At 51.8% G+C, this 26,635-nt stretch carries 27 protein-coding genes and 1 tRNA gene; 17 read left to right on the top strand and 11 right to left on the bottom strand.

Annotated elements, in window-relative coordinates:
- Window positions 1-77 precede the first annotated feature (77 nt).
- Entirely contained in the window at window positions 78-803 is a 726-nt protein-coding gene (gene purQ / locus L3556_RS02430; RefSeq protein WP_277865776.1) for a phosphoribosylformylglycinamidine synthase subunit PurQ, read from the top strand.
- A gap of 18 nt (window positions 804-821) precedes the next feature.
- Here the strand turns inward: purQ and L3556_RS02435 are convergent, their stop codons facing one another.
- Window positions 822-1,598 carry a YaaW family protein gene (locus L3556_RS02435; protein ID WP_277865713.1) on the bottom strand — a complete coding sequence of 259 codons (777 nt, stop codon included), beginning with the start codon at window positions 1,596-1,598 and terminating at the stop codon, window positions 822-824.
- Window positions 1,599-1,791: 193 nt separating this feature from the next.
- Between L3556_RS02435 and L3556_RS02440 the strand changes: the two genes are divergently transcribed.
- The 9 genes from L3556_RS02440 (at window position 1,792) to L3556_RS02480 (ending at window position 8,147) form a co-directional block, all read left to right on the top strand.
- The gene (locus tag L3556_RS02440; RefSeq protein ID WP_277865714.1) at window positions 1,792-2,199 is read left to right on the top strand and encodes a DUF2996 domain-containing protein; all 408 of its coding nucleotides are present in this window, start codon (window positions 1,792-1,794) and stop codon (window positions 2,197-2,199) included.
- A complete protein-coding gene (locus L3556_RS02445; RefSeq protein WP_277865715.1) occupies window positions 2,199-2,660 on the top strand; it encodes a peroxiredoxin in 462 nt (153 codons plus the stop codon). The genes L3556_RS02440 and L3556_RS02445 overlap by 1 nt, the downstream gene beginning before the upstream one ends.
- Window positions 2,661-2,868: 208 nt before the next feature.
- Entirely contained in the window at window positions 2,869-3,861 is a 993-nt protein-coding gene (locus L3556_RS02450) for a 30S ribosomal protein S1 (RefSeq protein WP_277865716.1), read from the top strand.
- Entirely contained in the window at window positions 3,830-4,891 is a 1,062-nt protein-coding gene (pdxA, locus tag L3556_RS02455; protein ID WP_277865717.1) for a 4-hydroxythreonine-4-phosphate dehydrogenase PdxA, read from the top strand. The genes L3556_RS02450 and pdxA overlap by 32 nt, the downstream gene beginning before the upstream one ends.
- Before the next feature lie 68 nt (window positions 4,892-4,959).
- Window positions 4,960-5,370 (top strand): Fur family transcriptional regulator, encoded by a 411-nt coding sequence (locus L3556_RS02460; protein WP_277865718.1) that lies wholly within the window; start codon window positions 4,960-4,962, stop codon window positions 5,368-5,370.
- Window positions 5,371-5,386: 16 nt separating this feature from the next.
- Window positions 5,387-5,611: a hypothetical protein gene (locus L3556_RS02465; protein WP_277865719.1), complete on the top strand. Its 225-nt coding sequence runs from the start codon at window positions 5,387-5,389 to the stop codon at window positions 5,609-5,611.
- An 86-nt stretch (window positions 5,612-5,697) separates the two neighbouring features.
- Entirely contained in the window at window positions 5,698-6,684 is a 987-nt protein-coding gene (ccsB, locus tag L3556_RS02470; protein WP_277865720.1) for a c-type cytochrome biogenesis protein CcsB, read from the top strand.
- Window positions 6,685-6,715: 31 nt separating this feature from the next.
- Window positions 6,716-7,696, top strand: a complete 981-nt coding sequence (gene tilS, locus L3556_RS02475) for a tRNA lysidine(34) synthetase TilS (protein WP_277865721.1) — start codon at window positions 6,716-6,718, stop codon at window positions 7,694-7,696.
- Window positions 7,697-7,808: 112 nt separating this feature from the next.
- Window positions 7,809-8,147, top strand: coding sequence for a P-II family nitrogen regulator (locus tag L3556_RS02480; protein WP_277865722.1), 339 nt, complete (start codon window positions 7,809-7,811; stop codon window positions 8,145-8,147).
- A 35-nt stretch (window positions 8,148-8,182) separates the two neighbouring features.
- Here L3556_RS02480 and L3556_RS02485 read toward each other — a convergent pair whose 3' ends face one another.
- From L3556_RS02485 to L3556_RS02495, 3 genes are all read right to left on the bottom strand, one after another.
- Window positions 8,183-10,222, bottom strand: coding sequence for an FAD-dependent oxidoreductase (locus tag L3556_RS02485; RefSeq protein ID WP_277865723.1), 2,040 nt, complete (start codon window positions 10,220-10,222; stop codon window positions 8,183-8,185).
- A gap of 50 nt (window positions 10,223-10,272) precedes the next feature.
- Window positions 10,273-11,448, bottom strand: a complete 1,176-nt coding sequence (locus L3556_RS02490; protein ID WP_277865724.1) for a transaldolase — start codon at window positions 11,446-11,448, stop codon at window positions 10,273-10,275.
- Between the two features lie 123 nt (window positions 11,449-11,571).
- Complete coding sequence (locus L3556_RS02495; protein WP_277865725.1) at window positions 11,572-12,021, bottom strand: NAD(P)H-quinone oxidoreductase subunit N; 450 nt, start codon at window positions 12,019-12,021, stop codon at window positions 11,572-11,574.
- A gap of 152 nt (window positions 12,022-12,173) precedes the next feature.
- On the opposite strand from L3556_RS02495, the gene L3556_RS02500 reads away from it, so the two are divergent.
- Window positions 12,174-13,586: a PP2C family protein-serine/threonine phosphatase gene (locus L3556_RS02500; RefSeq protein WP_277865726.1), complete on the top strand. Its 1,413-nt coding sequence runs from the start codon at window positions 12,174-12,176 to the stop codon at window positions 13,584-13,586.
- Window positions 13,587-13,632: 46 nt separating this feature from the next.
- A complete protein-coding gene (locus L3556_RS02505) occupies window positions 13,633-14,337 on the top strand; it encodes a hypothetical protein (protein WP_277865727.1) in 705 nt (234 codons plus the stop codon).
- A gap of 132 nt (window positions 14,338-14,469) precedes the next feature.
- On the opposite strand, the gene L3556_RS02510 is transcribed toward L3556_RS02505, so the two are convergent.
- Window positions 14,470-14,554, bottom strand: a tRNA-Ser gene (locus L3556_RS02510).
- Window positions 14,555-14,718: 164 nt separating this feature from the next.
- Between L3556_RS02510 and L3556_RS02515 the strand changes: the two genes are divergently transcribed.
- Together L3556_RS02515 and lipA are read left to right on the top strand one after the other, a co-directional pair.
- Window positions 14,719-15,747 (top strand): permease, encoded by a 1,029-nt coding sequence (locus tag L3556_RS02515; RefSeq protein ID WP_277865728.1) that lies wholly within the window; start codon window positions 14,719-14,721, stop codon window positions 15,745-15,747.
- 3 nt (window positions 15,748-15,750) lie between these two features.
- Window positions 15,751-16,653 carry a lipoyl synthase gene (lipA, locus tag L3556_RS02520; protein ID WP_277865729.1) on the top strand — a complete coding sequence of 301 codons (903 nt, stop codon included), beginning with the start codon at window positions 15,751-15,753 and terminating at the stop codon, window positions 16,651-16,653.
- On the opposite strand, the gene L3556_RS02525 is transcribed toward lipA, so the two are convergent.
- The 5 genes from L3556_RS02525 to L3556_RS02545 all read right to left on the bottom strand — a co-directional run bounded on the left by L3556_RS02525 (window position 16,608) and on the right by L3556_RS02545 (window position 23,082).
- A complete protein-coding gene (locus tag L3556_RS02525; protein WP_277865730.1) occupies window positions 16,608-19,349 on the bottom strand; it encodes a hybrid sensor histidine kinase/response regulator in 2,742 nt (913 codons plus the stop codon). The two genes, lipA and L3556_RS02525, sit on opposite strands and share 46 nt — an antisense overlap.
- Window positions 19,350-19,358: 9 nt before the next feature.
- Window positions 19,359-20,972, bottom strand: coding sequence for a methyl-accepting chemotaxis protein (locus tag L3556_RS02530; protein WP_277865731.1), 1,614 nt, complete (start codon window positions 20,970-20,972; stop codon window positions 19,359-19,361).
- Window positions 20,969-21,469 carry a chemotaxis protein CheW gene (locus L3556_RS02535; RefSeq protein ID WP_277865732.1) on the bottom strand — a complete coding sequence of 167 codons (501 nt, stop codon included), beginning with the start codon at window positions 21,467-21,469 and terminating at the stop codon, window positions 20,969-20,971. Before L3556_RS02535 ends, L3556_RS02530 begins: the two co-directional genes overlap by 4 nt.
- 88 nt (window positions 21,470-21,557) lie before the next feature.
- Window positions 21,558-21,923 (bottom strand): response regulator, encoded by a 366-nt coding sequence (locus L3556_RS02540; RefSeq protein WP_277865733.1) that lies wholly within the window; start codon window positions 21,921-21,923, stop codon window positions 21,558-21,560.
- A gap of 1 nt (window position 21,924) precedes the next feature.
- The gene (locus L3556_RS02545) at window positions 21,925-23,082 is read right to left on the bottom strand and encodes a response regulator (RefSeq protein WP_277865734.1); all 1,158 of its coding nucleotides are present in this window, start codon (window positions 23,080-23,082) and stop codon (window positions 21,925-21,927) included.
- Window positions 23,083-23,518: 436 nt separating this feature from the next.
- Here L3556_RS02545 and L3556_RS02550 point away from each other — a divergent pair, with 436 nt between their 5' ends.
- Genes L3556_RS02550 through L3556_RS02560 form a run of 3 tightly spaced genes read left to right on the top strand, consistent with a single transcriptional unit; the run spans window position 23,519 to window position 25,854 of the window.
- On the top strand, window positions 23,519-24,076 hold the full coding sequence (locus L3556_RS02550) for a glutathione S-transferase family protein (protein ID WP_277865735.1): 558 nt from the start codon (window positions 23,519-23,521) through the stop codon (window positions 24,074-24,076).
- On the top strand, window positions 24,077-24,535 hold the full coding sequence (locus L3556_RS02555; protein ID WP_277865736.1) for a DUF3531 family protein: 459 nt from the start codon (window positions 24,077-24,079) through the stop codon (window positions 24,533-24,535).
- A complete protein-coding gene (locus L3556_RS02560; RefSeq protein ID WP_338405705.1) occupies window positions 24,526-25,854 on the top strand; it encodes a 16S rRNA (cytosine(967)-C(5))-methyltransferase in 1,329 nt (442 codons plus the stop codon). Before L3556_RS02555 ends, L3556_RS02560 begins: the two co-directional genes overlap by 10 nt.
- On the opposite strand, the gene L3556_RS02565 is transcribed toward L3556_RS02560, so the two are convergent.
- Entirely contained in the window at window positions 25,829-26,635 is an 807-nt protein-coding gene (locus tag L3556_RS02565) for a CPBP family intramembrane glutamic endopeptidase (RefSeq protein ID WP_277865737.1), read from the bottom strand. The two genes, L3556_RS02560 and L3556_RS02565, sit on opposite strands and share 26 nt — an antisense overlap.

Here is a 26,635-nt window from a genome sequence, read left to right on the forward strand (position 1 = left end):
TCACAACTGGTTACAAATGTGTGGCTCGTTGAGTCGTTCCTGAAAGCCGTTAAGATACTGATACCTGAGTATTGAGTATTCGTGCGGTGAGTTCTTCCCCTAAGGTTGGCATTATTGTTTTTCCTGGCTCAAATTGCGATCGCGATGTGGCCCATATTACCCAAGACATCCTAAATTGGCCGACGCGATTCATCTGGCATCAAGAGAAAGATGTGGCAGATTGTGATCTGGTGGTCATTCCCGGTGGGTTTAGCTACGGAGATTATTTACGCTGTGGGGCGATCGCCCGCTTTTCGGCCATTATGCCCGCCGTCAAGGATCATGCTGAGGCCGGTAAATGGCTGCTGGGAATATGTAATGGCTTTCAAGTTCTCACCGAAGCGGGTTTATTACCGGGGGCCCTCGTTCGCAATCGGGATTTACATTTTATCTGCGATCGGGTGCATTTACGGGTTGAGACGAATCAAACCCCTTGGAGCCGTAACTTTCACACAGAGCAGGTGATTAATTTGCCCATTGCCCACGGCGAAGGCTGTTACTATGCTGATGCCGATACTCTTAAAAGCCTAGAGGATCACCAGCAAATTCTCTTCCGCTATTGCCAACCCCAAGGCCAGTGGGATGCAACCAGTAACCCCAACGGCTCCCTCCACAATATTGCGGGTATTTGTAATCGCCGTGGAAATGTTCTCGGTCTGATGCCCCACCCAGAACGGGCCGCCGATCCCCAGATGAATCAGGCCCATTTACCGGAATCCCATTCCCTCGATGGTTTAACCCTCTTTAGATCACTCTTAAACTAGATAACTTCTAAATGACTGCTAAAAGGCAGGTAGCCACTCATCCCCTCGCAGGAGACGAATTTGGGCAATGGTAAAAATTGTCGGGATAATGCGGCCATAGTTTGTAGCGATCGCCCGCCAGCCCAAATCAGCAGCGAACCAGATCCACAGAGCCGTACTGGCAAAGGCTAAAACACTCCGACCGAGGGCATACTTGGTCGCCCCCATGGCCATCCCCTTACCTACGAGGGGGGTAATGGACAGCTTATAACCCGCCAGCTTAATGGCAAATTGACGGGCCACCTGCTGCACTAACAGGGGACGAATGAGGGAACTAACGGCGATCGCCGCACTACCTTCAAGAACTAGGCGAATGGTTTCCACGGAAATTTTGCGGCCCTGGCTCAGTTGGGGTAAGGAGTCTTCAATTTGCGAGACAAGAACCTGGCGATCGCGATCGGGTAATTTTTGCCACATCCGCTGTAGGAGGCCCAGAAAGATTTCCAGCTCTAATTCATTAGTCGTCCAACTGGGGGAAAATTTCAGTTTCAGGTAACGACAGACCCGCATCAAGGTTTGCCGATAGCTAATTTGTTGGCTTTGACCCTTGAGAACCGTAAGACCATCGGCGGCTAAAAAGCGAAACCGGGCCTCAATCTGATCCAGCCAATCTTGGCGATCCTGGCACTGTACCTGAATTGGATCAGGGGTCCGCAGGTAATCAATGGGATTCAGCTTCCGTCGGAAAAGAATTTCGGTCAAGTCTTGTAGTTCCTCTTCCGTTGCCAATTCCAAAGCCGCCCGTAACTCATTCATTGTGTATTTTCTCCAGGACTGAAAAGCCAGGAACAATCCATGACGATTATAAAAGCCATTTCCCTAATTTTGGCAACAGTTTTGACAACGGATTGTCAATTTACTGGATCATAACGCCTGCCCAGAGTAACGCAAAGTAACCCAAGTGTTATTATCAAAGAGTTTATCGCTAGAACCTGTGGGGATACCCTCAATGTCTCAAGAGACTGAAACCACGACAACTGAGGCAGCACAGCCCAAAAAAACTGCTAAAAAAGAAAAGCCCCCCGCCTTAGAAGATAAGCCCTTTGGCGAATTTATGAATCAGGACTATCTACCCGCCCTCAAGGCCGCCTTCACCGCCGCCAAGATTGATGACTTCCAGGCCACCCTAGAGGGCAATATCCTCTCTGGAGAATGGGGCGAAGGGCAGCGGCAATTTAAGCTTTATTTTCTAGATGGCACCCTACAAGGACGGAAAGCCTTCGTGGAAACAACCAATGGGATTCCCCCCAGTACCATTGAGCCGTTCCTGTGTGATGAACGCAAGATCACCCTCCCCCTACTCGTCTTTGGCGTTATGCAGCGTTTAAATGCCCAAAAGTGGCTAGGAGGTAATTAATGGCTGTGGCCGTTGGCGATCGCGCCCCGGATTTTAGTCTCCCCTCAGGGACAGGTACCACCATTCACCTCCAGGACTACATCGGCAAAAAGCCCGTCGTTCTCTATTTCTATCCCAAATCCGATACACCGGGTTGCACCGTTCAAGCCTGCTCCTTTCGGGATGCCTACACCGTTTTCCAGGAATTGGGAGCCGAAGTAATTGGTCTGAGCAATGATTCCGTTGCCGCCCAGGATCGATTTGCCAAAAACCATCAGTTGCCCTTTATTTTGCTCAGTGACGAAGGAAATCAGGTACGGAAACTGTACGGCGTACCCGGGCCGATTTTTGGCATGGTTCCCGGCCGGGTCACTTACATCATTGACCAAGAAGGAATTGTCCGCCATATTTTTGACTCGATGCTTAACTTTTCCGCCCATGTGGATGAGTCCCTAAAAATTCTGCGGCAACTTCAGGATTAACCCCCAAAATTACCCTAAGCGTGTCCGAGAATACAAATCTTTTTATTCTTTTTATGGCTTGCCCTAGCCAAGGGCCAAAGTCTGGGCTAAGATTGTAGATCCATTCAGATAGTGTTAGGGCGATCGCTTGCGTGATTACGTGCTACACCCACCTGTGTTAACGCTAAACTTTTTTCTCCATTCGTTAAGGAGCTAGGAACATACTCGCATGGTCAATCAGGAACAAACCTTTGATGTGGGCTTTACGCACGCTGATTTTGCCGCCTTACTCGACAAATACGACTATCACTTTAACCCAGGAGATGTCGTCCCGGGGACAGTTTTTAGTATTGAGCCGAAGGGCGCACTGATTGACATCGGCGCAAAAACGGCTGCTTATATCCCGATTCAGGAAATGTCGATCAATCGGATTGATACCCCTGAGGAAGTGCTGCAATCCAATGAAACCCGTGAATTTTTCATCCTCGCCGATGAGAACGAAGACGGTCAGCTTACCCTTTCCATTCGTCGCATTGAGTATATGCGGGCCTGGGAACGGGTGCGGCAATTACAGGCGGAGGATGCCACGGTGCGCTCCCAGGTCTTTGCCACCAATCGGGGGGGAGCCTTGGTGCGGATTGAAGGTCTACGGGGCTTTATTCCCGGCTCCCACATCAGTACCCGTGTCAATAAAGAAGAACTGGTGGGTGAAGAACTGCCCCTCAAGTTTCTAGAGGTGGATGAAGAGCGGAATCGCCTCGTTCTCAGCCATCGTCGCGCCCTCGTTGAGCGGAAGATGAACAAGCTAGAAGTCAGCGAAGTGGTGGTGGGAACCGTGCGCGGTATTAAACCCTACGGTGCCTTTATTGATATTGGTGGCGTGAGTGGTCTTCTCCACATTTCCGAAATTTCCCATGACCACATTGATACGCCCCACAGTGTCTTTAATGTCAATGATCAACTCAAGGTGATGATTATTGATCTAGATGCGGAGCGGGGTCGGATTTCCCTTTCCACCAAGCAACTGGAACCGGAAGCGGGAGATATGGTCAAGAATCCCCAGCTTGTCTACGAAAAAGCGGAAGAAATGGCGGAAAAATATCGGGAAGAACTGCGTATGAAAGCAGAGGCTGCCCGGATGCCCGTAGAGGCGATCGCCGAGGACGAATCGGAATCCTTCAGCAGTGATAGTGAAGAAGAAGCCATCCTCCAAGAAGCCTAAATCTAAGAGGCTTAAGCCTCGCCTAGCCCTAACTCTGGGGGATCCTGCTGGAATTGGCCCAGAAATTATCCTTAAGGCCCTCACACCTACTGGGGGCCTTGATTCGGATGGTCTATCTGCCATTACCATCTTTGGTAGTCGTCGGATTTTAGAGCAAACTTACATCCAACTCCGCCAGCAAGGTCAAGACCCTATTGATCCTGCCTCCTTGACCATTGTGGATTTGGAGACGGCGGCGTTCATTGAACCGGGCCAGCCCAGTGTTGCCAGTGGAGCCGCTAGTTTTGCCTATCTGGATCAGGCCATTGGCCGCACTCTAGGGGGAGAGTTTGATGGGATTGTCACCGCTCCCATTAGTAAGGCGACCTGGAAAACAGCGGGCTACGATTATCCGGGGCAAACCGAAGTGTTGGCGGAGCGGGCAGAAGCAGCGGCGGTGGGAATGCTCTTTTTAGGGCGATCGCCACGCACGGATTGGGTCTTGCGAACCTTGCTGGCTACTACCCACATTCCCCTGCGGAGGGTTCCTGATCGCCTAACTCCAGACCTTCTTAGCCAAAAATTAGATCTACTCATTCAGGTTTTATCTGAATCCCTCGGGCTAACAACCCCCAGAATTGCCCTGCCTGGATTAAATCCCCACAGTGGCGAACAGGGGCAATTGGGTCAGGAAGAAATCACGTGGTTGATTCCCTGGCTAGAGGACAAACGGCGGCAATATCCCCAGGTGACATTGGTGGGGCCGGTTCCCCCGGATACCCTATGGATTGGAGCCGCCCAGGCCTGGGGAGCCACGTCTAATGATGGAATCACCTATCCTGCCTACGATGCCTATTTAGCCCTCTACCATGATCAGGGGTTAATTCCGGTGAAGATGTTAGCCTTTGCGGAAGCGGTGAATACTACCATCGGCCTACCCTTTATTCGTACCTCGCCGGACCATGGTACAGCCTTTGATATTGCCGGCCAAGGAATCGCCAGTTCCCGTAGTTTAGAGGCGGCGATCGCCTGGGCCGCAGAGCTTGCCTGAGCCACCCCAAGGGATTCAGCCCCCAAAACCACGTAAAATGAGCAGAGGGTGTTTATTTTGTTTGATCTATGGCGAGTCGCCGTCCCCGCAGTCAAGACACAATCCTCAGTATCCTCAAGGTTTTAGCACGGCCCATTTCTGCCCAAGATCTCTATATTGAATTGCGTACCCAAAATCAACCCTTGGGTTTAGCAACGGTCTACCGAGGCTTGGATTCCCTGAAAGTGAGTGGTGTCGTTCAAGCCCGGCCCCTGGCCAGTGGCGAAGTTGTTTATAGCCTGGTTCAACAGGATCAGCACCATTTAACCTGTCTACAGTGTGGTGTATCCATCCCCATCCATGTCTGCCCCGTCCAAGAACTTGAGTCGGAATTACGGCGATCTCAGCAGTTTGAAATTTATTACCATACCCTAGAGTTTTTTGGTCTTTGTAAAAATTGCCAAGCACAGATGCAACTATCGGCTACCGTGGATTCCTAGGGTTTCTGAGGATGGTATGGTCTATGTCATATATCAGGCAGTGGAGCGGGTGATGGATCAACTAACGACCCAATTTGTCTGTCTCCGTTTACCCCTAGAACGCCCACCCCTAGCTCTCCAAAAGACTATTGTTCAGGCCCTAGAGGAGTACGGTACTCCCTTACGTTGGGCCATTACCAGGATTGAAGGAGATCAGGTGGTGATTGAGGCCGTTGTCTTGGTAACGACCCAGGTAAAATAGGGAACGGAGACTAGAAAACCCTAAGCTACTAAAAAGCTATTAAAAACTAAGCTACTACTGGCGATCGCTACTGAGGATGCCCCCCAATGGATTTGGTTACGCTTGAAAATTGGCTGGATAATGCCGCTTTTGCAATTTTATTTCTAACAATGCTCATCTACTGGGGGGGGGCCGCGTTTCCCCGATTTGACTGGTTGCCCAGTCTAGGTCGCACTGGCATGGCGATCGCCAATCTATGTATTGCCGGCCTTTTGCTATCCCGTTGGCTGGAGGGGGGCTATTTCCCCATTAGTAATCTCTATGAGTCCCTCTTTTTTCTCTGTTGGGGCTTGACGACCATGCATCTTGTGGCCGAGAGCATTAGTGGCAATCCCTTAGTGGGGGTGGTGACGGCTCCTGTGGCCATGGGGATTACCGCCTTTGCCGCCCTGTCCTTGCCCCCGGACATGCAAACCTCCGCCCCCCTGGTTCCCGCCTTAAAATCCAATTGGTTAATGATGCATGTGAGTGTGATGATGCTCAGTTATGCCACATTGATGGTCGGCTCCCTGCTGGCGATCGCCTTTTTAGTCGTGACCTGGGGGAAACCCATCGAACTGAAAGGGAGTTCCATTGGCACCGGTGGCTTCCGCTCGGTCAAATCCTCTGCTCAGGTGTCCTCTCCTGGGGAACCGGATCCCAGTGCCCCCCTAAGCAACACAGGGGGAACGGCTCTCTTGACTGCGGCCACCCCAACCCTTTCCATTCAGCGTTTAACGTTGGCTGAAACCTTAGATAATCTCAGCTATCGCATGATCGGCCTGGGATTTCCCCTCTTAACCATTGGCATTATTTCTGGGGCAGTTTGGGCCAATGAAGCCTGGGGTGCGCCCTGGAGTTGGGATCCCAAGGAAACCTGGGCCTTGATTGTTTGGCTTGTCTTTGCCGCCTATCTCCATGCCCGGATTACCCGCGACTGGCAGGGTCGTCGTCCGGCGATTTTAGCCACGGGAGGATTTGTCGTGGTTTGGATTTGCTACCTAGGGGTTAATCTCCTCGGCAAGGGGTTACATTCCTATGGCTGGTTTTTCTAGGGGTTAGTTTTTCTACATCCTTGGGGTTGCCATGGCTTGGGGATGGGTTCAGGCCCGTTTACATCAATTGTTACGCCAACACCCCTGGTTGCCCCCCCATGGCTCCCTTTTGATTGGCGTTTCCGGTGGTCAGGATTCCCTTTGTTTGCTACGGCTCCTCATTGATTTACAGCCCCATTGGCATTGGTCATTGCAGGTGGTGCATTGCAACCATGGTTGGCGAGAGGATGCCCAAGCCAATGCCGAGTTTGTCCAAACCCTAAGTGAAACCTGGGGAGTGACCTGTCGAGTGGCGATCGCCCCTCCAGAGATTAAAACTCAAAAAACCGAAGCGGCGGCGCGGGCATGGCGATATCAGGTCTTCACAGAGATGGCCCAAGGGCAAAACTGCTCCCATGTGGTCACGGGCCATACCGCCAGTGATCAAGCGGAAACGGTGTTATTGAATTTGCTGCGGGGCAGCGGTTTGGATGGCCTATCCAGTTTGACCTGGCAGCGATCGCTTACCCCAGAGATTAGTTTGGTGCGCCCCCTGCTATGGATAACTAGGGATGAAACCGCCAGCTTTTGTCAAGGCCAGGGTATTTCCCCTTGGCCCGATGCCACCAATGAGCAACTCACCTATCGCCGCAACCGCATCCGCCAGGAATTGATCCCCTACCTGCAAGAACATTTCAATGCCCAGGTTGAACCGGCCCTTGCCCGCACATCTGACCTCCTCCAAGGCGATCGGGAGTACTTGGAAGCCCAGGCCCTAGCTCTCCGTCTTACCCTAGAGCAGAGCCATCCCCCTGGTCTACATCGGGTCATGCTGGGCCAGGCCCATCTGGCTTTACAACGCCGAGTTGTGCGGCAATTTTTGCAGCAGCACCTATCACGGAGATCAAATTATGCCCAAATCGCAAAATTTCTCCACCTCCTCACGGCCCCTAACCATAGCCAGACCGATCCCTTTCCTGGTGGGGCGATCGCCCGCGTTGATCACCCCTGGATTCAGTTGATTTTTCCCTGACTTCTCGGAATAGTGTATCGAATGCTACAAGTCAGAGGAGTTTGACAATGGTAGATAAATAGTTAGTAGATCAATACTTAAATTAACGATACGGTCGGTTAGGAGAAGTCTCTTGAAGAAAGTAGAAGCCATTATCCGTCCTTTTAAGCTAGATGAAGTTAAAATTGCCCTTGTCAATGCTGGAATTGTCGGCATGACCGTTTCAGAAGTTCGGGGATTTGGTCGCCAAAAGGGTCAAACCGAGCGGTATCGCGGCTCTGAATACACCGTTGAGTTTTTACAAAAGCTGAAGGTGGAAATCGTTGTCGAAGATAACCAAGTCGATATGGTGGTCGAGAAAATCATTACCGCAGCCCGCACTGGCGAAATTGGGGATGGCAAGATTTTCATTACCCCAGTGGAGCAAGTGATCCGTATTCGCACCAGCGAGAAAAATCAAGAAGCGGTCTAGAATAGTTCATAGTTTTGTTTTTAAGACCCATTTCCCTAGGGCCAATCCTGCCAATTCTCATTAAAAATGGACATCCCTGGAAAGGCAATGGGGTTTTCGTTTTCCTGAAGGCGATGCTGAAGCCGAGCTAAGTGGGGACTGTACAGGGGTAGGGGATCCGTTAGTTCATGGGGACGAATTTGGTGTTGTAGGACGTAGGCAGCAGTGGTACCGGCCCCGGCTCCCATGGACCATTCAATGGACTGGACTCGATAGGCAGCGGCGGCAATGTGACCCATGGCAATATTTTTACCGGTGACAATTAAATTATTCACCTTGGGCGGGATCAGCGATCGCAGCGGAACTTGAAAGGGATAGGTTTCACTAGCCCCCTGCCGTTCGCCGGGCCGTTCAATATTACCTGGGCGCTCGGGGGGAGAGTCAAGCATACAGGGATGAAAATCAATGGGGTAATGGCCAATGCCAATACTGTCAGGATAGAGTCGCGATCGCCTGCGCCAATTGATTTGCTCCAAAGAGCGATTTCCTAAAAGCAGATCAATACCCCCCAGACCTCCCATCAGGGCCGCTAGTTCACGATACATGGCCGGGGGTAAATGCTGACGGTAGTAGTCATCCCCAGGATAGTTTTTCCGGGATATGTCAATTTCATCAATATCAAATCCCTGGGGCCAGGCCGGACTATAGCGGCCAATGAGTCGCCGTCCTTCCCGGATATAGGGGAATTTAGAAAGACCGTGCATTGTTCCCATGGGGGAATCCAAACCACTTAGGTAACGTAGGTAAGGATTAGGCTGTTTGATGCCTGGGCCCAATTTAGAATCGGTTGTTCCTGCAACTAGCCAATAAAAATAACCCTGAGCTAATTCTTCTCCTCCCCGTAAGCTTTCAATACGGTAGCCCCCTTGCCATTGCCCCGGCTCTAACTGTCCTTGGGCTATCAACTGAGATCGGGTCAGCAAGAGATTATCTTCAGGGGTTCCCGGGCCATAATCATTGCCACCGCCCCAGTTTTGCATAGAAATATCCCCTGGCGTCACGGAGCGAAAATCCTGGCCCGGTTTTGCACTATAGATGCGGCGATAGCTAAAAACTAACTCAGGTTCTTGACCATAGCGGGGTAAATCAAAACTATAAAAGGGTTCGTACTGGGGATAGAAGGGGGGCATCTCTGGGGTCTGGGCCTGGTCAGTGGCAACCATGGCAAAGGTATAGGTGAAAGCTTGGGGGCAGTAGGGATAGGCAGAGGTACTCGATGCCGAGGGATTACTAGCCGTTAGGGGATCAATACCCAGACGGTAGGGAATATCCGCCAAGGCTAAAATTTCTCCGGTTTCCGTCGCTTCAATGACGATCCAATCCCCCTGATCGCGGGGTACAAATTGAATGAGTTGTTTACTAAATAGCTCAGAGTCCTCAATCTTGTAAGCATCGGCTAGGGTGTGGGAGAGGGGATAGGTATTCAGGGGAGGGGCATTGGCGGCAGGCTTGTGTTGAATCCCTAGGACAGACGTTACAAGCATTCCGGTGGTATCCTGCGGATCCGCTGCCATCGTCAGGTCTTTAACAACCGTATTCAGAAAGAGTTTTAGGGTTCCCCGGTGTTGACGTTGCCGCTCTTGCAGCATCTCCATAATCACGTGATGCCCCTGGGCTGGTAAAAAGCAAACTAAACTGACCCAGCAATCCCCTGGGCGTGGATTCTGATTGAGTTCAATTAACCGCGATCGCAGGTGATTATAGCCCTGGGGAAAAAATAGGCGTTCCCGTTGTCGGGGCCGTTCATCCAAGGCCGATGTACCCTGGGCGGAAATTTGCCCGCCGAGCCAGTCGGTCAGTTCGGTCAGACAAACCGTTTGTCCTTGGCGTAAAACTTCATCGACGGCAGCAGCACCAGCCAATCCGCCGCCAATGACTAAAACATCACACTCGACTTGCTTAACCGATTGTCCCGAATCAGGTTGGGTTGCTTGGGTAGGGGACAACCCCAGACTGAACACTGCCCCTAGGATCATTGAAAATAGGGCGATCGCAGGTATCTTTTTGGGAATGAACAAAAGTATGAAGGCAGCCACAGCACCAGCTTAATCACAAACCATCATTCGCAATGGGGGACAACCGAATGTTAGCTGACCTTGGCTAGATGGAGCACAACACCCAAACCTGCCCCCATGTCTTCCGGGCTAACTTTGCCATCATTGTTGGCATCTAGGGCATCAAAGACGGCATCGGTTCCTAGCCACTCTTCGCGGGTAATGGTGCCATCGCCATCAAGATCATAGACATGGAAGAGGTCTTGCGCTGCATGGCTAATCACAGCCCCCCCATCTAAACGGGCTAACTGCCGGGCCAGCATATCCTCTAGGGTTTCTAGGGCTTTTGTAAAACCTTTAATTCCCTCATCTAGTTTTTCCGAAGCCATCTTATCTTGGGCGTGCATCTGATCAAAGGTGGCCTTATCCATGGTGAGTTTTTCAATATCCATGGCAGCAGATGTGCTGGCATCTAGCTTGCGGGGAAGATCCGCTTCGGTGGTTTGTAACTCCTTGAGCAGGGCGGGAGAAATGGTGAGGAGATCACAGCCCGCTAATTCAGTAATTTCACCAATATTGCGGAAGCTGGCTCCCATCACTTCGGTGGAGTAGCCGAATTTTTTGTAGTAGTTGTAAATTTGTGTTACGGAGATCACGCCTGGATCCTCCGGGGCGGGATAGCTACTGCGGCCCGTATTCTTTTTGTGCCAATCTAAAATTCGTCCCACAAAGGGAGAAATCAATGTTGCCCCCGCTTCCGCACAGGCGATCGCCTGGTGGAGGCCAAATAGGAGGGTGAGATTACAGTGGATTCCTTCTTTTTCGAGAATTTCTGCGGCCTTGATTCCTTCCCAGGTGGAGGCAATTTTGATCAAGACGCGATCGGGGCCGATTCCGGCGGCGGCATACTGGGCAATCAGCTCCCGCGCTTTGGCGACGGTGGCATCGGTATCGTAGGATAGACGGGCATCAACTTCGGTGGATACACGGCCAGGAATGATTTGCAGAATTTTTAGGCCAAAGGCCACGGCCAGGCGATCGAAGGCCAGGGAGACCACCTGCTGTTGGGGCGCACCAGAGCCAGCATCGGCCTTAGCCTTGAGCAGGGTTTCATCCACAATGGATTGGTACTCCGCCATCTGGGCCGCAGCGGTAATTAACGAAGGATTGGTGGTTGCGTCCCGGGGGGTAAACTTTTCAATGGCTTGAATATCACCTGTATCGGCGACAACAATGGTCATTTGCCGCAGTTGATCCAGAAGATTCATGGGTTAGGTCTCCAGTCGTTATTTCTACTTTACCCAAGACTTTTGATCCATGGGCAGAACATAACAACAACTTAAGAAGTTCCCTAGACGCTCCCTAGGCGTTTGATGACCTTGGCGGAAAATCTAGGCGGCCGCCACTTGACTGAGGGGTTTCCAACCCACTTGGCGATCGCCCCCCACCTCAATCACAACCTTGACCCGAGGCTCTAGGGTCGGCAACAGTGCCAGGTAGGCAAATTCCTGCTGGGATAGTTTCTTACCATCAATCAACCAGAGGACTAAGCCCTTTGAATTGGCCGGCAATTGCTCAAGGTGATAGTTGACCAGGGGAGGACGAAAATAAACCCGAATATCTTCCTTGCCAGTGTGGGCCGGGCGTACCCCATGGACTTGGGTGAGATAGCTGCTTAAATCCCCTAATCCGGGGGCAGATAAATGGAGCGTTGTATATCCTGCACTCCGCAACCGCCGCTGATAGCGACCTTCAAAGCCCCCCTCGGGAGGAACGACCATTGCTAGTGCCCCCGCTTGCTCCAAATCCTTGACAAATTGATTACCCGCAATCAGTGCCATCGTCTTAACTCCCCAGAGAAGTCATCTTAGTTAAACTATCTTGCCTAAACTAAATGTAAGCTGTAAAGTCAACTTACGCCAAATGCTCTGATTCTAATTTTTTCCCCTCCCCAATGACCTCTGGTTTACCCTCCCCTGCTTCTATTGCTGCGATGAAAGCATCCCCTAGTCCAGTCTTGGCTCTGAAGCAACTGGTCTCTCGTTTGCAACGGGAAAATAGCAAAATTCAAGAGCTTTTAGCGTCCCTTAGCTTTGCTCTGCGAAGTTTTAATAATCTTAATCAGTTTTTTGAACTTATTCCCCTCATTACCAGCCGAGTAACGGAAGCGGATGCGGCGGCCTTGATCCTATTTCGCTCCGATGGCCAGATACGTCTGGAACAACTCCATTGCCATGCCAGTGAACAATGCCCCAATATTCGTTCGGCCCTGGAAACAGCGACTCGCACCCTGGCGGAAAGTCTGGCAATGCTGGCTGAAGAACAGGCGAAGAGTCAACAGAGTGTAGAGGATACCCCCGATCAACGGAATCAAACGGACGATCGCCGGTATATGGAAGAATCTCTGGATCGGCAATTGAGTATTCGCTTACCAAATGATATTGCCTACCATGGTACGGCAATTCTCGTTAAAGATTCCCAAATGGCGGAACGGGGACGGCTCTACATCTTTAGTCAAAACCCTGATTATGAATGGACAGAAACCCGGCAACAGTTAATCCAGGTAATTGCGGATCAGACAGCCGTTGCCATTGCCAATGATGAGTTAGCCATTAAACTGCGAGATCGCCAACGCTTGGATCGGGAATTGGAAATTGGTGCGGAAATTCAGAAGCGGCTGCTCCCCCATCAATGTCCCGATATTCAAGGACTTGCCCTAGCGGCCACCTGTAAGACCGCAAGTTGGGTGGGGGGCGACTACTACGATTTCATTCCCATTACCTATGGTCTGGCGGATAAAACGGCCCTCGCCGATGGTCGTTGGGGCATTGCCATTGGGGATGTGATGGGAAAGGGCGTGCCCGCTGGATTAATCATGACGATGACCCGTGGAATGCTGCGGGCAGAGGCCTTAAATGGCCATCGTCCCAGCCGGATATTGCAACATCTGAATCGGGCCATGCAGCCGGATTTAGAAAATTCCCACCGTTTTGTCACCCTATTTTATTCGGAATACAATCCCCAAACCCATCTGCTCTCCTACAGTAATGCGGCCCATTTACCCCCCCTCCTGTGGCAGGAAGAAACCCAAACGGTGCGTCGCTTGGATACCTATGGAATGCTCATTGGCCTGGATGCGGGGAGTCAGTATCAAGAAGCGGAGGTGCGCCTACAGAGGGGGGATACCCTGATTTACTACACCGATGGCATTACAGAGGCCGATGATCCCAAGGGCGATCGCTACCAGGAAGAACGTCTTGCAGAAGCCCTGGCGGATGCCTGTCGCCAAAATCTAGACCCCACTGCGATCCAGGATTATATCTTTGATCAGGTCGATGAATTCATTGGCCCCAATGGCCATATTGGCGATGATATGACCTTAATTGTTTTACAAATTACGGATTAGATGCCCCAATTAGACATCACTAGTTGATTACCATTGGGATGTAGAGGTGGGTCGGTCAACCGTGCATAGTTTAGTTGAGTTCCATCATCGCTACCCCAGCGGTAGTTTAGTGGCAGATCTACTCCAAATCCATGAAGGACTGTTTGTGGTGAAGGCAACCCTCCAAGCAGGGGGAACCACCTTAGCTACTGGTATGTCTGCCGCCACGACCTTAGAGCAAGCAGAGGATCTGGCACGACAACGGGCTTTAGCCGTCCTCGGCATCTATGTCCCCGATGAAACCAAGGCAGAATTAATTGATCGGGCCGCACCCTTGCCTGGACACTTTCCCCGCCAGCTTAATCCTGCCCCCAGCGATCGCCCCCGCCAAAGCCGCCCGGCACCCAGCCAGGACGAGGAATGGCCCGATCTGAGTATGCCCCCAGAGGAACCAGCCTTGCCCTTTAATGAACCAGAACCAGAGTCCGTGCTTAATCCGACCAGTCGTCGCCGTTCAACCCCCAGCCCCGCCAGTACCAAGAAAACGGCAGCTTCTAAAGCCCCTCCTCGGCCCGATCCGGTGGATTTCTCCGATGAAATTGCCCAAACCACTGTGGAAATGAAACGCCTAGGCTGGGATGACTCCAAGGGACGGGCCTGCCTATTGGAGCGGTATGGGAAGCGATCGCGGCAACAGCTAAGCGATGCAGAACTCTTAGATTTTTTAGAATTTTTACAGGAACAGCCTAGCCCAGGAGAGCCGGAATTTTAAGGCAAGATGTATGGCTATCGTCACTTAGGTTAGGACGGGGTGCAGCGGTAGAACCCTTTGCTGGGGGCGAAGCCCCCTACCCCCCCTGATCCGAAATGTCCTAAGGAAACAGGCGACAGTTATAAGAAAAAACGGAGAGAGAGGGATTCGAACCCTCGGTGAGTTGCCCCACACAGCATTTCCAGTGCTGCGCCTTCGACCACTCGGCCATCTCTCCATAGGTCGCGCCCTCAGGGGCACAGATCGTTAATTCTAGCAGACTTAAGACATTTCCCAAGGGGGGAACTTAAATTTTCCAGTGACCGTCAAACTGCCAAGGGGGAGACGTTGGGGATATACTGTTTCTAACCTAGATGTAACCTATGGCATTGTCCCGCCAGCATGGATCCTGTTAATCAACTTCAAAGTGGCTTCACACTATTTCTTAGCTTATTAGTCGAGGCCTTTCCCTTCCTGCTCCTAGGGGTATTGCTCTCCAGTTTACTGTTGCTGTTTGTCAATGAACGAAAACTCATTAAGCTGTTGCCCCGTTCGCCTATCCTGGGGGCTTTAGTCGGTAGCCTCATTGGCTTTTTATTCCCCGTCTGTGAGTGTGGCAATGTCCCCGTTGCGCGGCGGCTCCTAATGCAGGGAATGCCCACCTCCGTCGCCATTGGCTTTTTGTTGGCCGCTCCGACGATCAATCCGGTCGTCATCTGGGCAACCTGGATTGCCTTTCGGGATCAACCGGAAATCGTTGTTTTTAGAATTCTCTTTTCCCTGGCGATCGCCACGACCGTTGGTTGGGTCTTTAGTAGCCAAAAGGATCTCCGCCCCTTTCTCCAGCCGACAATGACCGCCGTGATGCCCCGGCCCACGCCCCCCCCCGCTACCACCACCGCTGTCCCTAGCCTATTGAAATCCGGAACCTATCTCCTGGGGCAACCCGGTCAACCCCTAGCCATGGAAACCCTGGCAGCTACCCTAGAGCCACCGGCGATCGCCGCACCACCCATTCCCTGGCAAAACCGCTTCCCCCTTCTCTTGGACAATATCATCCAAGAACTACGGGAACTGGGGGGAATTTTAGTCCTAGGAAGTCTAGTTGCAGCCATTATTCAGGTGGCAGCCCCCCGCGAGTTAATTTTGAGCCTAGGTCAGGGGCCGATCATTTCCGTGATCACGATGATGATTTTGGCGACGGTCATCTCCATCTGCTCGACGGTGGATGCTTTTTTTGCCCTTGCCTTTGCGGCCACATTTACGCCGGGTTCTCTCCTTGCCTTTTTAGTTCTGGGCCCCATGGTCGATCTAAAGGGTTTGGGATTACTACTCACTATTTTTCGTCCCCGGGCCCTAGTCTATATTTTCGTCCTCGTCGCCCAACTTACCTTTTTGTTTTGCTTGTTCATCAATTTGCGTTGGAGCTAGTGTGTGGTTGTTAAACCCGATTGGTTAAGGGTCAAAGCTCCCCAGTGGCAGCGGGTGGGTGCGGTCAAGGAGCTATTGCGGGATTTGAGCTTAAATACTGTCTGTGAAGAGGCTTCCTGTCCCAATATCGGCGAGTGCTTTAACCATGGCACGGCTACCTTTTTGATTATGGGCCCCGCATGTACCCGTGCCTGTCCCTACTGCGACATTGATTTCGAGAAAAAACCCCAACCCCTTGATGACAGCGAATCCTTGCGCTTAGCGGAAGCCGTGCGGCGGATGAACCTGAACCATGTAGTCATAACCTCAGTGAATCGGGATGATCTAGGGGATGGTGGGGCCAGTCAGTTTGTCGCCTGTATTGCGGCCATTCGCGGGCAGATGCCCCAAACCACCATTGAGGTGCTAATTCCAGATCTATGCGGGAATGGGTCAGCCCTAGAAACCATTTTGGCGGCTCAACCCCAGGTTCTCAACCACAATACGGAAACGGTTCCCCGGCTCTACCGTCGGGTTCGCCCCCAGGGAGATTATCAGCGCAGCCTTGACCTGCTAGAGCGCGTCCATCACCAAGCTCCCTGGATCTATAGTAAGTCAGGGATTATGGTGGGTCTGGGGGAAACGCCCCAGGAAGTGGAAGCGGTTATGGAAGATTTACGGGCAGTGGGCTGTGATATTCTCACCATTGGCCAATACTTGCAACCGAGTCCAAAACATTTACCCTTGCAAGAATTTATATCCCCTGACCAATTCCAGACCTGGCAAGAGTTGGGGGAAAAAATGGGCTTTTTGCAGGTTGTGTCCTCCCCCCTAACCCGTAGTTCCTACCATGCGGAACAGGTTCGTCAATTAATGGAACGCTATCCGCGTACTGTTCCTTTTTTAGAGACAAGTTCAGAGACCTGATTAATCATTTCCACGGGTTGGAAGGGCTTGGAGAAGTAGGCATCTACCCCCAACTGTTGGGCTTTCTGGCGGTGGCGATCGCCCCCCCTAGAGGTCAGCATGGCAATGGGTAAATGGCGCAACCTTGGATTTGAGCGGATCTCTTTAACCAGGGTGTAGCCATCCATCCGGGGCATTTCCACATCCGTAATTACCAGGGCAACGGTGGATCCTTGGGTCTTGAGCACCTCTAGGGCTTCCTTCCCGTCCCGTCCTTGCAAGACCCGGTAGCCCACCTGGGACAAAATCCGCTCCAATAACCGCCGTACCGCAATGGAGTCATCCACAATCATCACCGTGGTTTGATCACTGACGGCGGCCTCGACGGTTTGGGCTTTGGGTGGTGGCTGGTAACTGCTTAATAGGGACTCAAAGTTCGGGGGGGAAAGAACCGGAACCACTTCACCAGTTCCCAAGACCGTACACCCCATCAGATAAGCAGGAACATTCACGGTGGTATCAAAGGGCTTTAGGACTAGCTCCCGCTCTGCCAACAGCGTATTCACGGACAAGGCACAGGGGCGACCATTCACATCCACCACAATGCCAATACTAGGGGGCTGTTGGATTTGCCCTAGGGGACGTTGGTAGGGCAAAAATTCATGGAGAGCTTTTAGGGGGATGCTTTGAGATTTCCACTCAATTGTTTGGCCCGGTTGCTGAACATCCGTATACTCGGAAAGTTGAATCACTTCCAGGACACTCAGATCGGGAATGGCCAGGGTTAAATTGGCCACCTGACACAGGATCAAGGGCAAAATACTCAGGGTCAAGGGCAAGGCAAGGGTAAAGGTCGTTCCCTGGCCCAGTTGGGTTTGGATCCGTACCGTTCCCCGTAATCGCTCCACTTGCAGGCGCACTACATCTAGACCCACGCCCCGCCCTGATAGATCACTCACTTCCTTGGCGGTGGAGAACCCAGGCATAAATAAAAATTCAAGGATCTGTTCCTGGGTGAGGAGGGGAATGGATTCCGCCGTACACAGACCCACTTTCAGAGCTTTTTGCGTGACTTTCTCTAAGTTAATGCCGCCGCCATCATCCTGAATGGAGATTAAGACTTGGTTGCCAGAGACGCTAGCCGATAGGGTAATGGTGGCGATCGCCGGTTTTCCTGTCTTTTGGCGCACCTCTGGAGATTCAATCCCATGGTCGAAGGCATTGCGAACCAAATGGGTTAATGGTGCCTTGAGTTGTTCCAGAACCACCTGATCCACCAGGGTTTGGCTGCCCTGGATCACCACATCCGTTGGTTTGTGGTGGCGTTGACTCAGGGTTTGCAGAGCCGGGATAAATTTTTCCGCCAGGCCCCGAAAGGGCACTAGGCGAGACCCGGTCAAATCCCCCCGTAAATTGTTCAGGTGTTGGCGGCTTTCATCTAGGGCATCTTGCAAATCTCGGTTGAGGAGATCAATATCTGAGCCAGTTTCTTGGATGCGAGCTAGAATTTCTTGAAAGTCTTGCAGGGTGGTATGTAGATCGGTATAACGGTCAAATTGCAGGGCATCAAAATCCTCCCCTTGGCCTTTGGTTTCTGGTGCCTCCACCCCCAAGGTATTCACCACTCGGCCATTTCCCTGACTTCGGCCCAAGGGCATTTGGCTTAGGGGAATGGCCAGGCGATCGTAGATCGTTTGGATCTGCTCCCGAATTGGACGAAACTGATCAATGCGTAATTTCAGTTCTTTGCTCACCCGTTGAAATTGAGATTGATAAAGATTGAGCCGCTCCTGGCCAATTAAGAGTTCACTCACCGTATTGCCCATCCGATCCAATTTTGTAACCGGAATCCGCAGATGAAACGCTGGCTGTTCTGGAGTGGTCTGACTGGTATCGGCAATAGTTGGGGATGGGGCGATCTCTGGGGCTGTCGGGGATTGGGCCGCCTTGGTTTCTACGGAAGCGAGGGCCTGCTTCAGGTAGTGATCCCGTGCCTCTCGAAATTCTGCGACTACCGCTGGAGCCAGTTCCACCCCAGGCATTTGTTCAATCAGAGGGACAATTTGGTCAGACAACTCCACTAACCAGGACACCTTAAGGGCTTGCCCCAGCAGTTTAGCCTCTTGAACCAAACTACGCAGGGTTGATTCGATCGCCTCCGGATTTGATTTGGCAACGGTTTCCACGCGCTTGAGGCAATCTTCTAAATCGGTTTGCAGGGCCGTTTGCACTAAGGGGGAAAGGGTAACACCCCCACCATCCCCCCCAGACGGGGTAATGGCGGCAGGGGCCAAATTAGCCAAAAAGTGATCCAGTTGGGTGAGTAAATGCTCCCGTTGCTGGCGATGACCCGCGGGTTGATTGAGATGGGCCGCATTAATTAAGCCATGGATATTTTCAACCCCTAGGGCAATCAAGTCATGGGCCGCCAAGACATCCCCCACCTGGCCATCCTTAAGGGCTTCCAGTAAATCCTCAAGGCGATGGGCCACCTGTTGCAGTTCGTTTAATTGGGCAATGCCGGCCCCCCCCTTCAGGGAATGGGCTGCCCGCATTAAATCCTGATATTCATGGACTGAAAATCGTTGATCCCGATTGGACTGAAGTCGCTGGATCGCCTCATCCAGCATCAGTACATATTCCGGTGCATCCTCATTGAGAAAGCAACTGCGGGCTTCTTTCGTAATGGCATCAAAATCGGCAGCATTGAGGGGCATAGGACATCTCTAGGATTCAACCCGGAACCGGGAAACGGAATTTTGCAGTTCTTCAGCAACCGTCACCAAACTTTGCATGGTACTTGCCACGGTGGCGGATTCCGAGGAGGTGGTACGGGCACCTCGGGCAACATCTTGCATGGTTTCGTTGACCACTTGGGATGCTTCCGTCTGGGAAACGGTACCGGCGGAAATGACCTGGAGTAGGGCATCAATTTGTTGGCTAATTCGTCCCAAGCCTTGCAGAGTATCCTTAGTTTGTCCCACCAGTTGGGTTCCTTTGACCACCTGGGAGGTACTGCCTTCCATCTGAAGTAATACCTCGGCGGTTTCCTGCTGAATGCCAGTGACTAGCTGCTCAATTTCTCGGGCAGAGTCCGTGACCCGTTCCGCCAATCGCCGCACCTCATCTGCCACCACCCGGAAGCCTTGACCATGCTCCCCTGCCCGTGCCGCTTCAATGGAGGCATTAAAGGCAAGGAGGTTGGTTTTTTCGGAAATGCCGGAGATGATATTGACGATTTTGGACACTTCCTGGGAGGATTCCGCCAGACGTTTCATTTTCTTAGAGGTATCCGCCACACTGGTGCGAATGTTCTCAATACTGTCCACAGTGGAATCCATGAGATGATCCCCGGTTTGGGCCGCCTCTAGACCTTGGCGGGCAATGAGTGCCGCTTCCTGGGCAGACTTGGCGACCTGCTGAATCGAAGCTACCATGTCCTCTACGGAATTAAGGGTGGCGGCAATTTCCTCGGCTTGGGTGGTGGCACCGCTGGCCAGGCTTTCCACGGAGGTTTGACTACTGCGGGCCGCAGATTGAACTTGGTTGGCGGCGGACTGCACTTGGAGAACAATATCCCGGAGGCTTCGCACGGTGGCATTAAAGGCATCGGCAATGGAACCCATTTCCCCTTCAGTTACTTGGGCGCGAACCGTTAAGTCCCCCCGCTGTGCCCCCTCAATATCTAGGAGCAGGGTAATTACCGCCTCCTGCATTTTCATCCGTTCGTTTTTCTGGGCAACCAGATCCGCCTGCCGCTGTTCTTCTAGCTCCGTCATCCGCTGGTTTAGGGTTTGAATGTGCCCCAAAAGGTATTGCACGCCTTGGGCGATCGCCCCGACTTGGGGATCCTTGGGGGTGGGAGCCTCTAGTTCACGTTTCCCCTGCTGGATGGCTGCCATGTAGGTTTGTAGGGATTGGAGGTCTTGGCGAAGTTGTTTCTGACCTTTACCAAAAAACACAGGAATGGAGGGTGTAGGCGCAACCAGATTGGGAGTTGCTGGCTCCGCTGCTACCGGGATCACGGGGTCTGGAATCACTGGGGCGGCATTGGGGATTGGTGCAGGCAGACCATCTAACAGGGCCAGGGCTTGACGGGCACTCTGGCCAAAGAGTCCGGTTTGATCCTGCTGGGCGATCGCCTGGTAAAGACTCACCGCTTCTTCGATATTGCTGGCCTTCTCTAGGGCCGCGGCCAAACTCAGTTGGGCTAACAGATCCCCAGGTTCACGGGCAAGAACCTCCCGCAGGGCAGAAATATCCTGGGATAAAATGGCGTTGAAATAGCGATCGCTAATCATAGAGGAGGAGGCGTAGCCGTTCGTCACTGTGGTTGTCATAGGATTGCCAAGGAATTGGGCGGGGTATAGCGTTGTAAAAGCGAGAAAACCGTTTCAACCTTCAGAATCAGCAAAGGGGTACGCTCCGCTTGGGCCATACCCACAAAAAACTGGCGAATCTTCTTTTTTAGTTGCTTGGGAATGGGTTGAATCTGATCGGGTTCGATGGGAATGATTCCCCGTAGGGATGAAACCAAACAGCCCAACTGCACTGGTTGCTCCTGGCTACGATGGCTCATGACCAGGGCTGTTAGTCGTTGCTGGGGCGATCGCCCGGCCGGCATCGGCAAGCCCAACAGATCCCCCAGTTCTAGCATCCAGATCAACTTTCCCCGTTGATTCGTGATCCCCAGTAAGGAGGGTGCTACTCCGGGGATCAAGCAAATATCCCGACGACTGAGGCTAAAGACTTCCGCAGTTTGCTCCAAGGGAATGGCAATTTGCACCCCCTGGGGTAGTTCCACTTGAAAGTACTCTTGGCTAATCAGGGTCGGCATGGACGTAATTGTGAATGGACGTAATGACTAATGAAGGTTCTGATAAAGATTTAGATTAGATCAAGGTAATGTATCCAGAAAAATAACCTTACTGAAGATGCTCGGTAACAGTTTGCATCAGTTCATCGGGATTATAGGGCTTGGTAATATAGGCATTTCCCCCTTGGCGCAGGGCCCAGAAGCGATCAAAATCTTGATCTTTTGATGAACAAAAAATGATCGGCACATCCTTGAAATCAGGCTTGGCCCGCACTTCCCGACACAGTTCTAACCCATTCGCCCCTGGCATGACAATATCTAGGACAATCAAATCCGGTGGTTGATGCTGAGTTAACCAATCTAAGGCAGATTCCGCCGTCTCAGCTAAACAGACCTTGTGGCCCATCTTTTCTAGAATTGATACGATCAGAGTCTGTTCAGCACGGGAATCCTCAACAACAAGAACCGTCTTCATCCTAATTTCTCTCCACTACTGCTTGGTGAGCAAATCGCTCTGCTAAGCATAATAGCTCTTGGGGAGTAAAGGGTTTGGTTAAATAATCTGTGGCTCCCACCATCCGGGCCCGAATCCGATCCACCAGGCCATCCCGACCCGTGAGCATGACAACGGGCACATCTTTGAGCAGGTCTGATTGGCGCAGGATTCGGCATAGTTCATAGCCATCCATTTCCGGCATCGTAATGTCCATGAGCACCAAACTGGGTTTTTGCCGAGCCAAGGCGGTGAGGGCCCGGGCGGGACTCATCAATTCCAGGACTTTATAGCCAGAGGTTTCTAAAATAAGGCGGACATTTCGTTGAATGGTGCGACTGTCATCAATACAGGCGACGACGGGACGGGCATCGGCTTGGGGTCGGGCGTAGGGACTCAGGGTGATTGCTCCGCCACGAATGGCCGGCTTCAGGAGTTCAGCGGTGGCGATCGTATCCAAACTCAGTTGCCGGGCCAAATCATAAAGGAGGGGCTGGGGAGCTAAAAGTTCTGGCAAACGCTGGATCAGATGGAGATGATCCGGATGGCTGGCAAACTCTTGGTTGAGGCGTTCCTCGTCCACTAGGGAGAGTCGCTGAAAGGGCGAACTCATGTAGGTGCGGATCTGCACCCATTGGGCAATTGATCCCCGCAATTGGGAGAGGGTGGCCTTGATCGGCACAGATAGCACCAACTGCTCCAGCCCCAGGGCCCGCTCCACCTTCAATTCTGCCTGGGGGAGAGACACCATTTGAATCAAAGCTTCTTGGGTAAAGAGAAACAGGAGCTTGCGGAGCTGGGGTAAGTTCAATTTGCCCTGCTTCCATAACTGCCCCAGGTATTGATAGTCCGATTGATTAGGAGCCAAGTCCCCTATCAAGTTGGGACAATAGCGTTGACATAGATAGTTCAGCCGCTCCTGCTGACCAACGCCACTGCCACAATAATGGATTTGCCCATTGCCGACGTACAACTGCCAATTCACGGATTTGTCGTTAGGATCCGTAAAAATAATCCGTCCTGAAAGGCGTTCCGCAATAATCTTTTGCAAGACCCGTGCCGGAAATGCCATCATTTTGGACGTTTTTTGCTCAGAGGTTCCATTCTCAGAAGCAGCAGCAGTAGCGACGGTGTTTGTCATGGTTTACCAACTTGAACTGTAAAAAGGGACAAGGCTTGTGTTGGTTCGATTTAATAAATTCGATATAGAAAAATTTATATTGTACGCCAGTCTTAGGTAGACCCCAGGATGGATGATAACTTAGCATTAAATCCCCTTCTGAATCCTAACGAGACTCCCTCAGATTAATATGTATCGAAGGCTACAGTTGATCAAGAAAAACCGATTTTAATCTCCTTAAGACTTTATAAAGACTCGGGAATATAGAGCCTAATGGATATGCAATCGCCTCGAAAGCAACGCAGCCAACAGTAGCTAAGGAAACCTTATATTTATAGGCTCTTTTGAATCAGCCACTACCCCCAATTGGACAGAACGCCCACTAAAGATTCTGGGGAAGGCGGATGCCATTTATGATCAAATTAAATATTGAAATAGTATAGGGGCTGAATTAACCATGATCAAGCTTTATGGTGGAGAACTGTCACGGGCCGCCATTGTTCGCTGGTATTTAGAGGAATTGGGTCTGGAGTATGAGCTAATTCGGCTGGATATGAAAAACAAAGAGCATTTGCAGCCGGCCTTCCTTGCCCTAAATCCCATGGGAAAGGTGCCGGTGATTGAGGATGGGGAGTATGTATTAGCCGAATCGGGGGCTATTTTACTTTATTTAGCTCACAAGAAAACTCAGTTCCCGACGGATCTACAGACCCAGGGCAAGGTTTATGAGTGGGTTCTTTGGGCAAATTCTACCCTGCCCATGGCGGTGCTTTCTCCTGAGGCCCGGGAGCAACAACTCCCCCGTTTATTGACGGCCTTGGATCACCAATTACAGGGACGCTCCTTTCTGGTGGGTAATGATTTTACAGTGGCGGATGTGGCGGTGGGATCGGTCTTGAGGTATCTGGAGCAGTTGTTTAAGATTGACTTGTCCCCCTACGGGGCGATCGCCACCTACCTGCAAGCATTAAGTGACCGGCCGGCCTTCCGCAAAGGCTTGATAGGAGAAAAATAGATGAATATTGTATTTCGTGAATTTAATCCCTTTAATGTGTGGATCTGGGTTGAATTTGCCCAACATCCGACGGCGGTTGAGCAGCAATACCTGGAGGAAGTCTTTAATTCCTGGTTTTTTCTGGGGAAATTGGGGGGGTTTAATGCTGAAAACCTTCAGGTACAAGAAACGGGGCTGGAATTGAGTTTTTTGGATTATGACGGCGATCAAACGGACAATGGACTAATGGCGGTTATGCACAACATGGGGGAATTTGAATATGACAATCAGTGGGGCCGCTGTTGGTTTGATCTGGGCACGAGTGATGCCGTTGCTTTGGATGTGTTGATTAATGCCTTAACCCTATTCAGTCGCGACTATGTTCCCTTGAATGCCCTGATGATTGGCGGCGAAAATGCTGACTGGCCCCTGGCAGAGAGTCCCCAGCAGGAAGAAATTGCCCGTTTAGCGTGGAGTTGACGGCACGGCAGGTTGCCCTTTCCGTTCTCGTTGCTGTACATCGCGGGGCCTATGTTGATATTGCTCTAGAGAAGGGATTAGGTTCGGTATCTCTAGAGCATCGCGATCGCGGCCTTGTGACCGAATTGGTCTATGGAACCGTGCGGCAACAGCGGTATTTGGATGCCCTCATTACTCCCTATTGTCGGCGGCCCCTAGAGCAGCAGCCGTTTCCCCTGGGACAAATTCTGCGCTTGGGATTTTATCAACTGCGGTTTCTCAGTCAGATTCCCGATCATGCGGTGGTTCACACTACTGTTGAATTGGCAAAAACCGCTGGTATGCCAAAGTTGGCGGCGGTGGTCAATGGCATTCTCCGAGCCTATCTACGGGATCAGCGGGAGCCAAGCCTGCCCCCGGATTTAACGGCTCAGTTGGGGGTGGCCCATAGTTTTCCCGATTGGTTGATTGATCTCTGGCTACCCCTATTGGGGCGATCGCAAACCGAAGCCCTCTGCCAATGGTTTAATCAACCCGCGCCCATTGATCTGCGGGTTAATCCCCTACGCAGCGATCGCCCGTCCATACTCTTGGCCCTTCAGCAGATGGGGATTGGGGCCCAGGCCCTTGAGGGATTGCCCTATGGTATTCATTTACCCCATGCCGGGATAGCGATTCCTGACCTACCTGGTTACGCTGAGGGACACTGGTCGGTACAGGATCGGGCGGCCCAATGGGTCACCTATCTCCTTGACCCCCAGCCGGGAGAAACCATTATTGATGCCTGCGCTGCCCCCGGCGGCAAAACTACCCACATTGCCGAATATATGGGGGATCAGGGCCAGGTCATTGCCTGCGATCGCACCGCCTCCCGATTAAAAAAAATAGGACAAAATCAAACCCGTTTAGGCCTAAAATCCATCCAAATTTCTCCGGGGGATAGCTGCCAGCGGCCGGAATTTTTCCAGCGGGGCGATCGGGTTCTGTTGGATGCCCCCTGTTCTGGTATTGGTACCGTCCATCGCCATGCCGATGCCCGTTGGCGACAGACCCCCGCTAAAATCGCAGAATTGATCCAACTCCAAGCCCAACTGTTGGACCATACCAGTACGTGGGTAAAACCAGGAGGGGTCTTAGTTTATGCCACCTGTAGCCTCCATCCCCAGGAAAATGAACAGCAGATTATTCAGTTTTTAGGCCGTCATCCCCAATGGCAGGTGATTCCGCCAAAGGCGACATCCCCCCTAGCCCCCCTAGCCCAGGAGTCGGGGTGGATCACCCTCTGGCCCCAGCGACACAATATGGATGGTTTTTTTATTGCGGCTTTGGGATACGGGTGAGAAACAGTGTTCCCAGACCCAAGAGCATCGCACACCCCAGCACCCCCGCAATGGGATTTTCATTTATGCCGGTCATCCACTCTGGTGCTGAGCCATTGTATTCAATTAAACCGCCAATATTAACGCCAAAATAGGCCCACACCAGACCCCCATGGAGTCCCATGGCCATCCCCAACCGTCCCCGACAGGCCCAAGTCGCTAACACGAGGTTCCAACCCAAGAGGACGAGGCCAAAAAACTGGGGCCAGGTTTCACGGATCACCTCGGGCGGATGTAGATAGTGGAGCAGGGCAAAAATAATGCCATTGACGACCAAGGCAAACCAGGGAATGTAGTCGAGTTCCAGTTCCTTGAGTAGCCAGCCCCGAAAGAGTAACTCTTCGGCAAAGCCAACACCGACCCCTGTGATTAAACCCGATAGGAGCACATTAGAAAATTGGGGCGGAATCCCCTGCCAATCAATCCAGCCAAGGCTAAATTGAATCAGAAAGAGTAATGCTAGGGCGGCAACCCCCAGGGCCCAGCCTAAAATGGCCTCCAAGAGCATGGGGCCGTTCAGAACAAAGCCATAAAACTGAAGGGGCTGATCCTGGCGATGCACCCGCTTTCCCCACACCCGCAGCAAAATAATAAAAATGCTGTACAGTAGGGCCCCATTAATAAAATTGACAATCTCGTACTCTCCCCAAATTAAGTGGATGGGGATAGCTAGGGGTAACCATAGGGCCAACAGCGTCAGCATAAATGCAACTAAGCGGGCCCAAACGGGGCGGCGAATCAT

It is taken from the genome of Candidatus Synechococcus calcipolaris G9 (assembly GCF_029582805.1).
Classification (GTDB): Bacteria; Cyanobacteriota; Cyanobacteriia; order Thermosynechococcales; family Thermosynechococcaceae; genus Synechococcus_F; species Synechococcus_F calcipolaris.

Coding starts and splice junctions, on each gene's coding strand:
- L3556_RS02435 (WP_277865713.1), bottom strand. CDS start 1,598: ATGAATGAGTTACGGGCGGCTTTGGAATTGGCAACGGAAGAGGAACTA.
- L3556_RS02440 (WP_277865714.1), top strand. CDS start 1,792: ATGTCTCAAGAGACTGAAACCACGACAACTGAGGCAGCACAGCCCAAA.
- L3556_RS02445 (WP_277865715.1), top strand. CDS start 2,199: ATGGCTGTGGCCGTTGGCGATCGCGCCCCGGATTTTAGTCTCCCCTCA.
- L3556_RS02450 (WP_277865716.1), top strand. CDS start 2,869: ATGGTCAATCAGGAACAAACCTTTGATGTGGGCTTTACGCACGCTGAT.
- L3556_RS02460 (WP_277865718.1), top strand. CDS start 4,960: ATGGCGAGTCGCCGTCCCCGCAGTCAAGACACAATCCTCAGTATCCTC.
- L3556_RS02465 (WP_277865719.1), top strand. CDS start 5,387: ATGGTCTATGTCATATATCAGGCAGTGGAGCGGGTGATGGATCAACTA.
- ccsB (WP_277865720.1), top strand. CDS start 5,698: ATGGATTTGGTTACGCTTGAAAATTGGCTGGATAATGCCGCTTTTGCA.
- tilS (WP_277865721.1), top strand. CDS start 6,716: ATGGCTTGGGGATGGGTTCAGGCCCGTTTACATCAATTGTTACGCCAA.
- L3556_RS02490 (WP_277865724.1), bottom strand. CDS start 11,448: ATGAATCTTCTGGATCAACTGCGGCAAATGACCATTGTTGTCGCCGAT.
- L3556_RS02495 (WP_277865725.1), bottom strand. CDS start 12,021: ATGGCACTGATTGCGGGTAATCAATTTGTCAAGGATTTGGAGCAAGCG.
- L3556_RS02500 (WP_277865726.1), top strand. CDS start 12,174: ATGAAAGCATCCCCTAGTCCAGTCTTGGCTCTGAAGCAACTGGTCTCT.
- L3556_RS02515 (WP_277865728.1), top strand. CDS start 14,719: ATGGATCCTGTTAATCAACTTCAAAGTGGCTTCACACTATTTCTTAGC.
- L3556_RS02525 (WP_277865730.1), bottom strand. CDS start 19,349: ATGCCCCTCAATGCTGCCGATTTTGATGCCATTACGAAAGAAGCCCGC.
- L3556_RS02530 (WP_277865731.1), bottom strand. CDS start 20,972: ATGACAACCACAGTGACGAACGGCTACGCCTCCTCCTCTATGATTAGC.
- L3556_RS02535 (WP_277865732.1), bottom strand. CDS start 21,469: ATGCCGACCCTGATTAGCCAAGAGTACTTTCAAGTGGAACTACCCCAG.
- L3556_RS02540 (WP_277865733.1), bottom strand. CDS start 21,923: ATGAAGACGGTTCTTGTTGTTGAGGATTCCCGTGCTGAACAGACTCTG.
- L3556_RS02545 (WP_277865734.1), bottom strand. CDS start 23,082: ATGACAAACACCGTCGCTACTGCTGCTGCTTCTGAGAATGGAACCTCT.
- L3556_RS02550 (WP_277865735.1), top strand. CDS start 23,519: ATGATCAAGCTTTATGGTGGAGAACTGTCACGGGCCGCCATTGTTCGC.
- L3556_RS02555 (WP_277865736.1), top strand. CDS start 24,077: ATGAATATTGTATTTCGTGAATTTAATCCCTTTAATGTGTGGATCTGG.
- L3556_RS02565 (WP_277865737.1), bottom strand. CDS start 26,635: ATGATTCGCCGCCCCGTTTGGGCCCGCTTAGTTGCATTTATGCTGACG.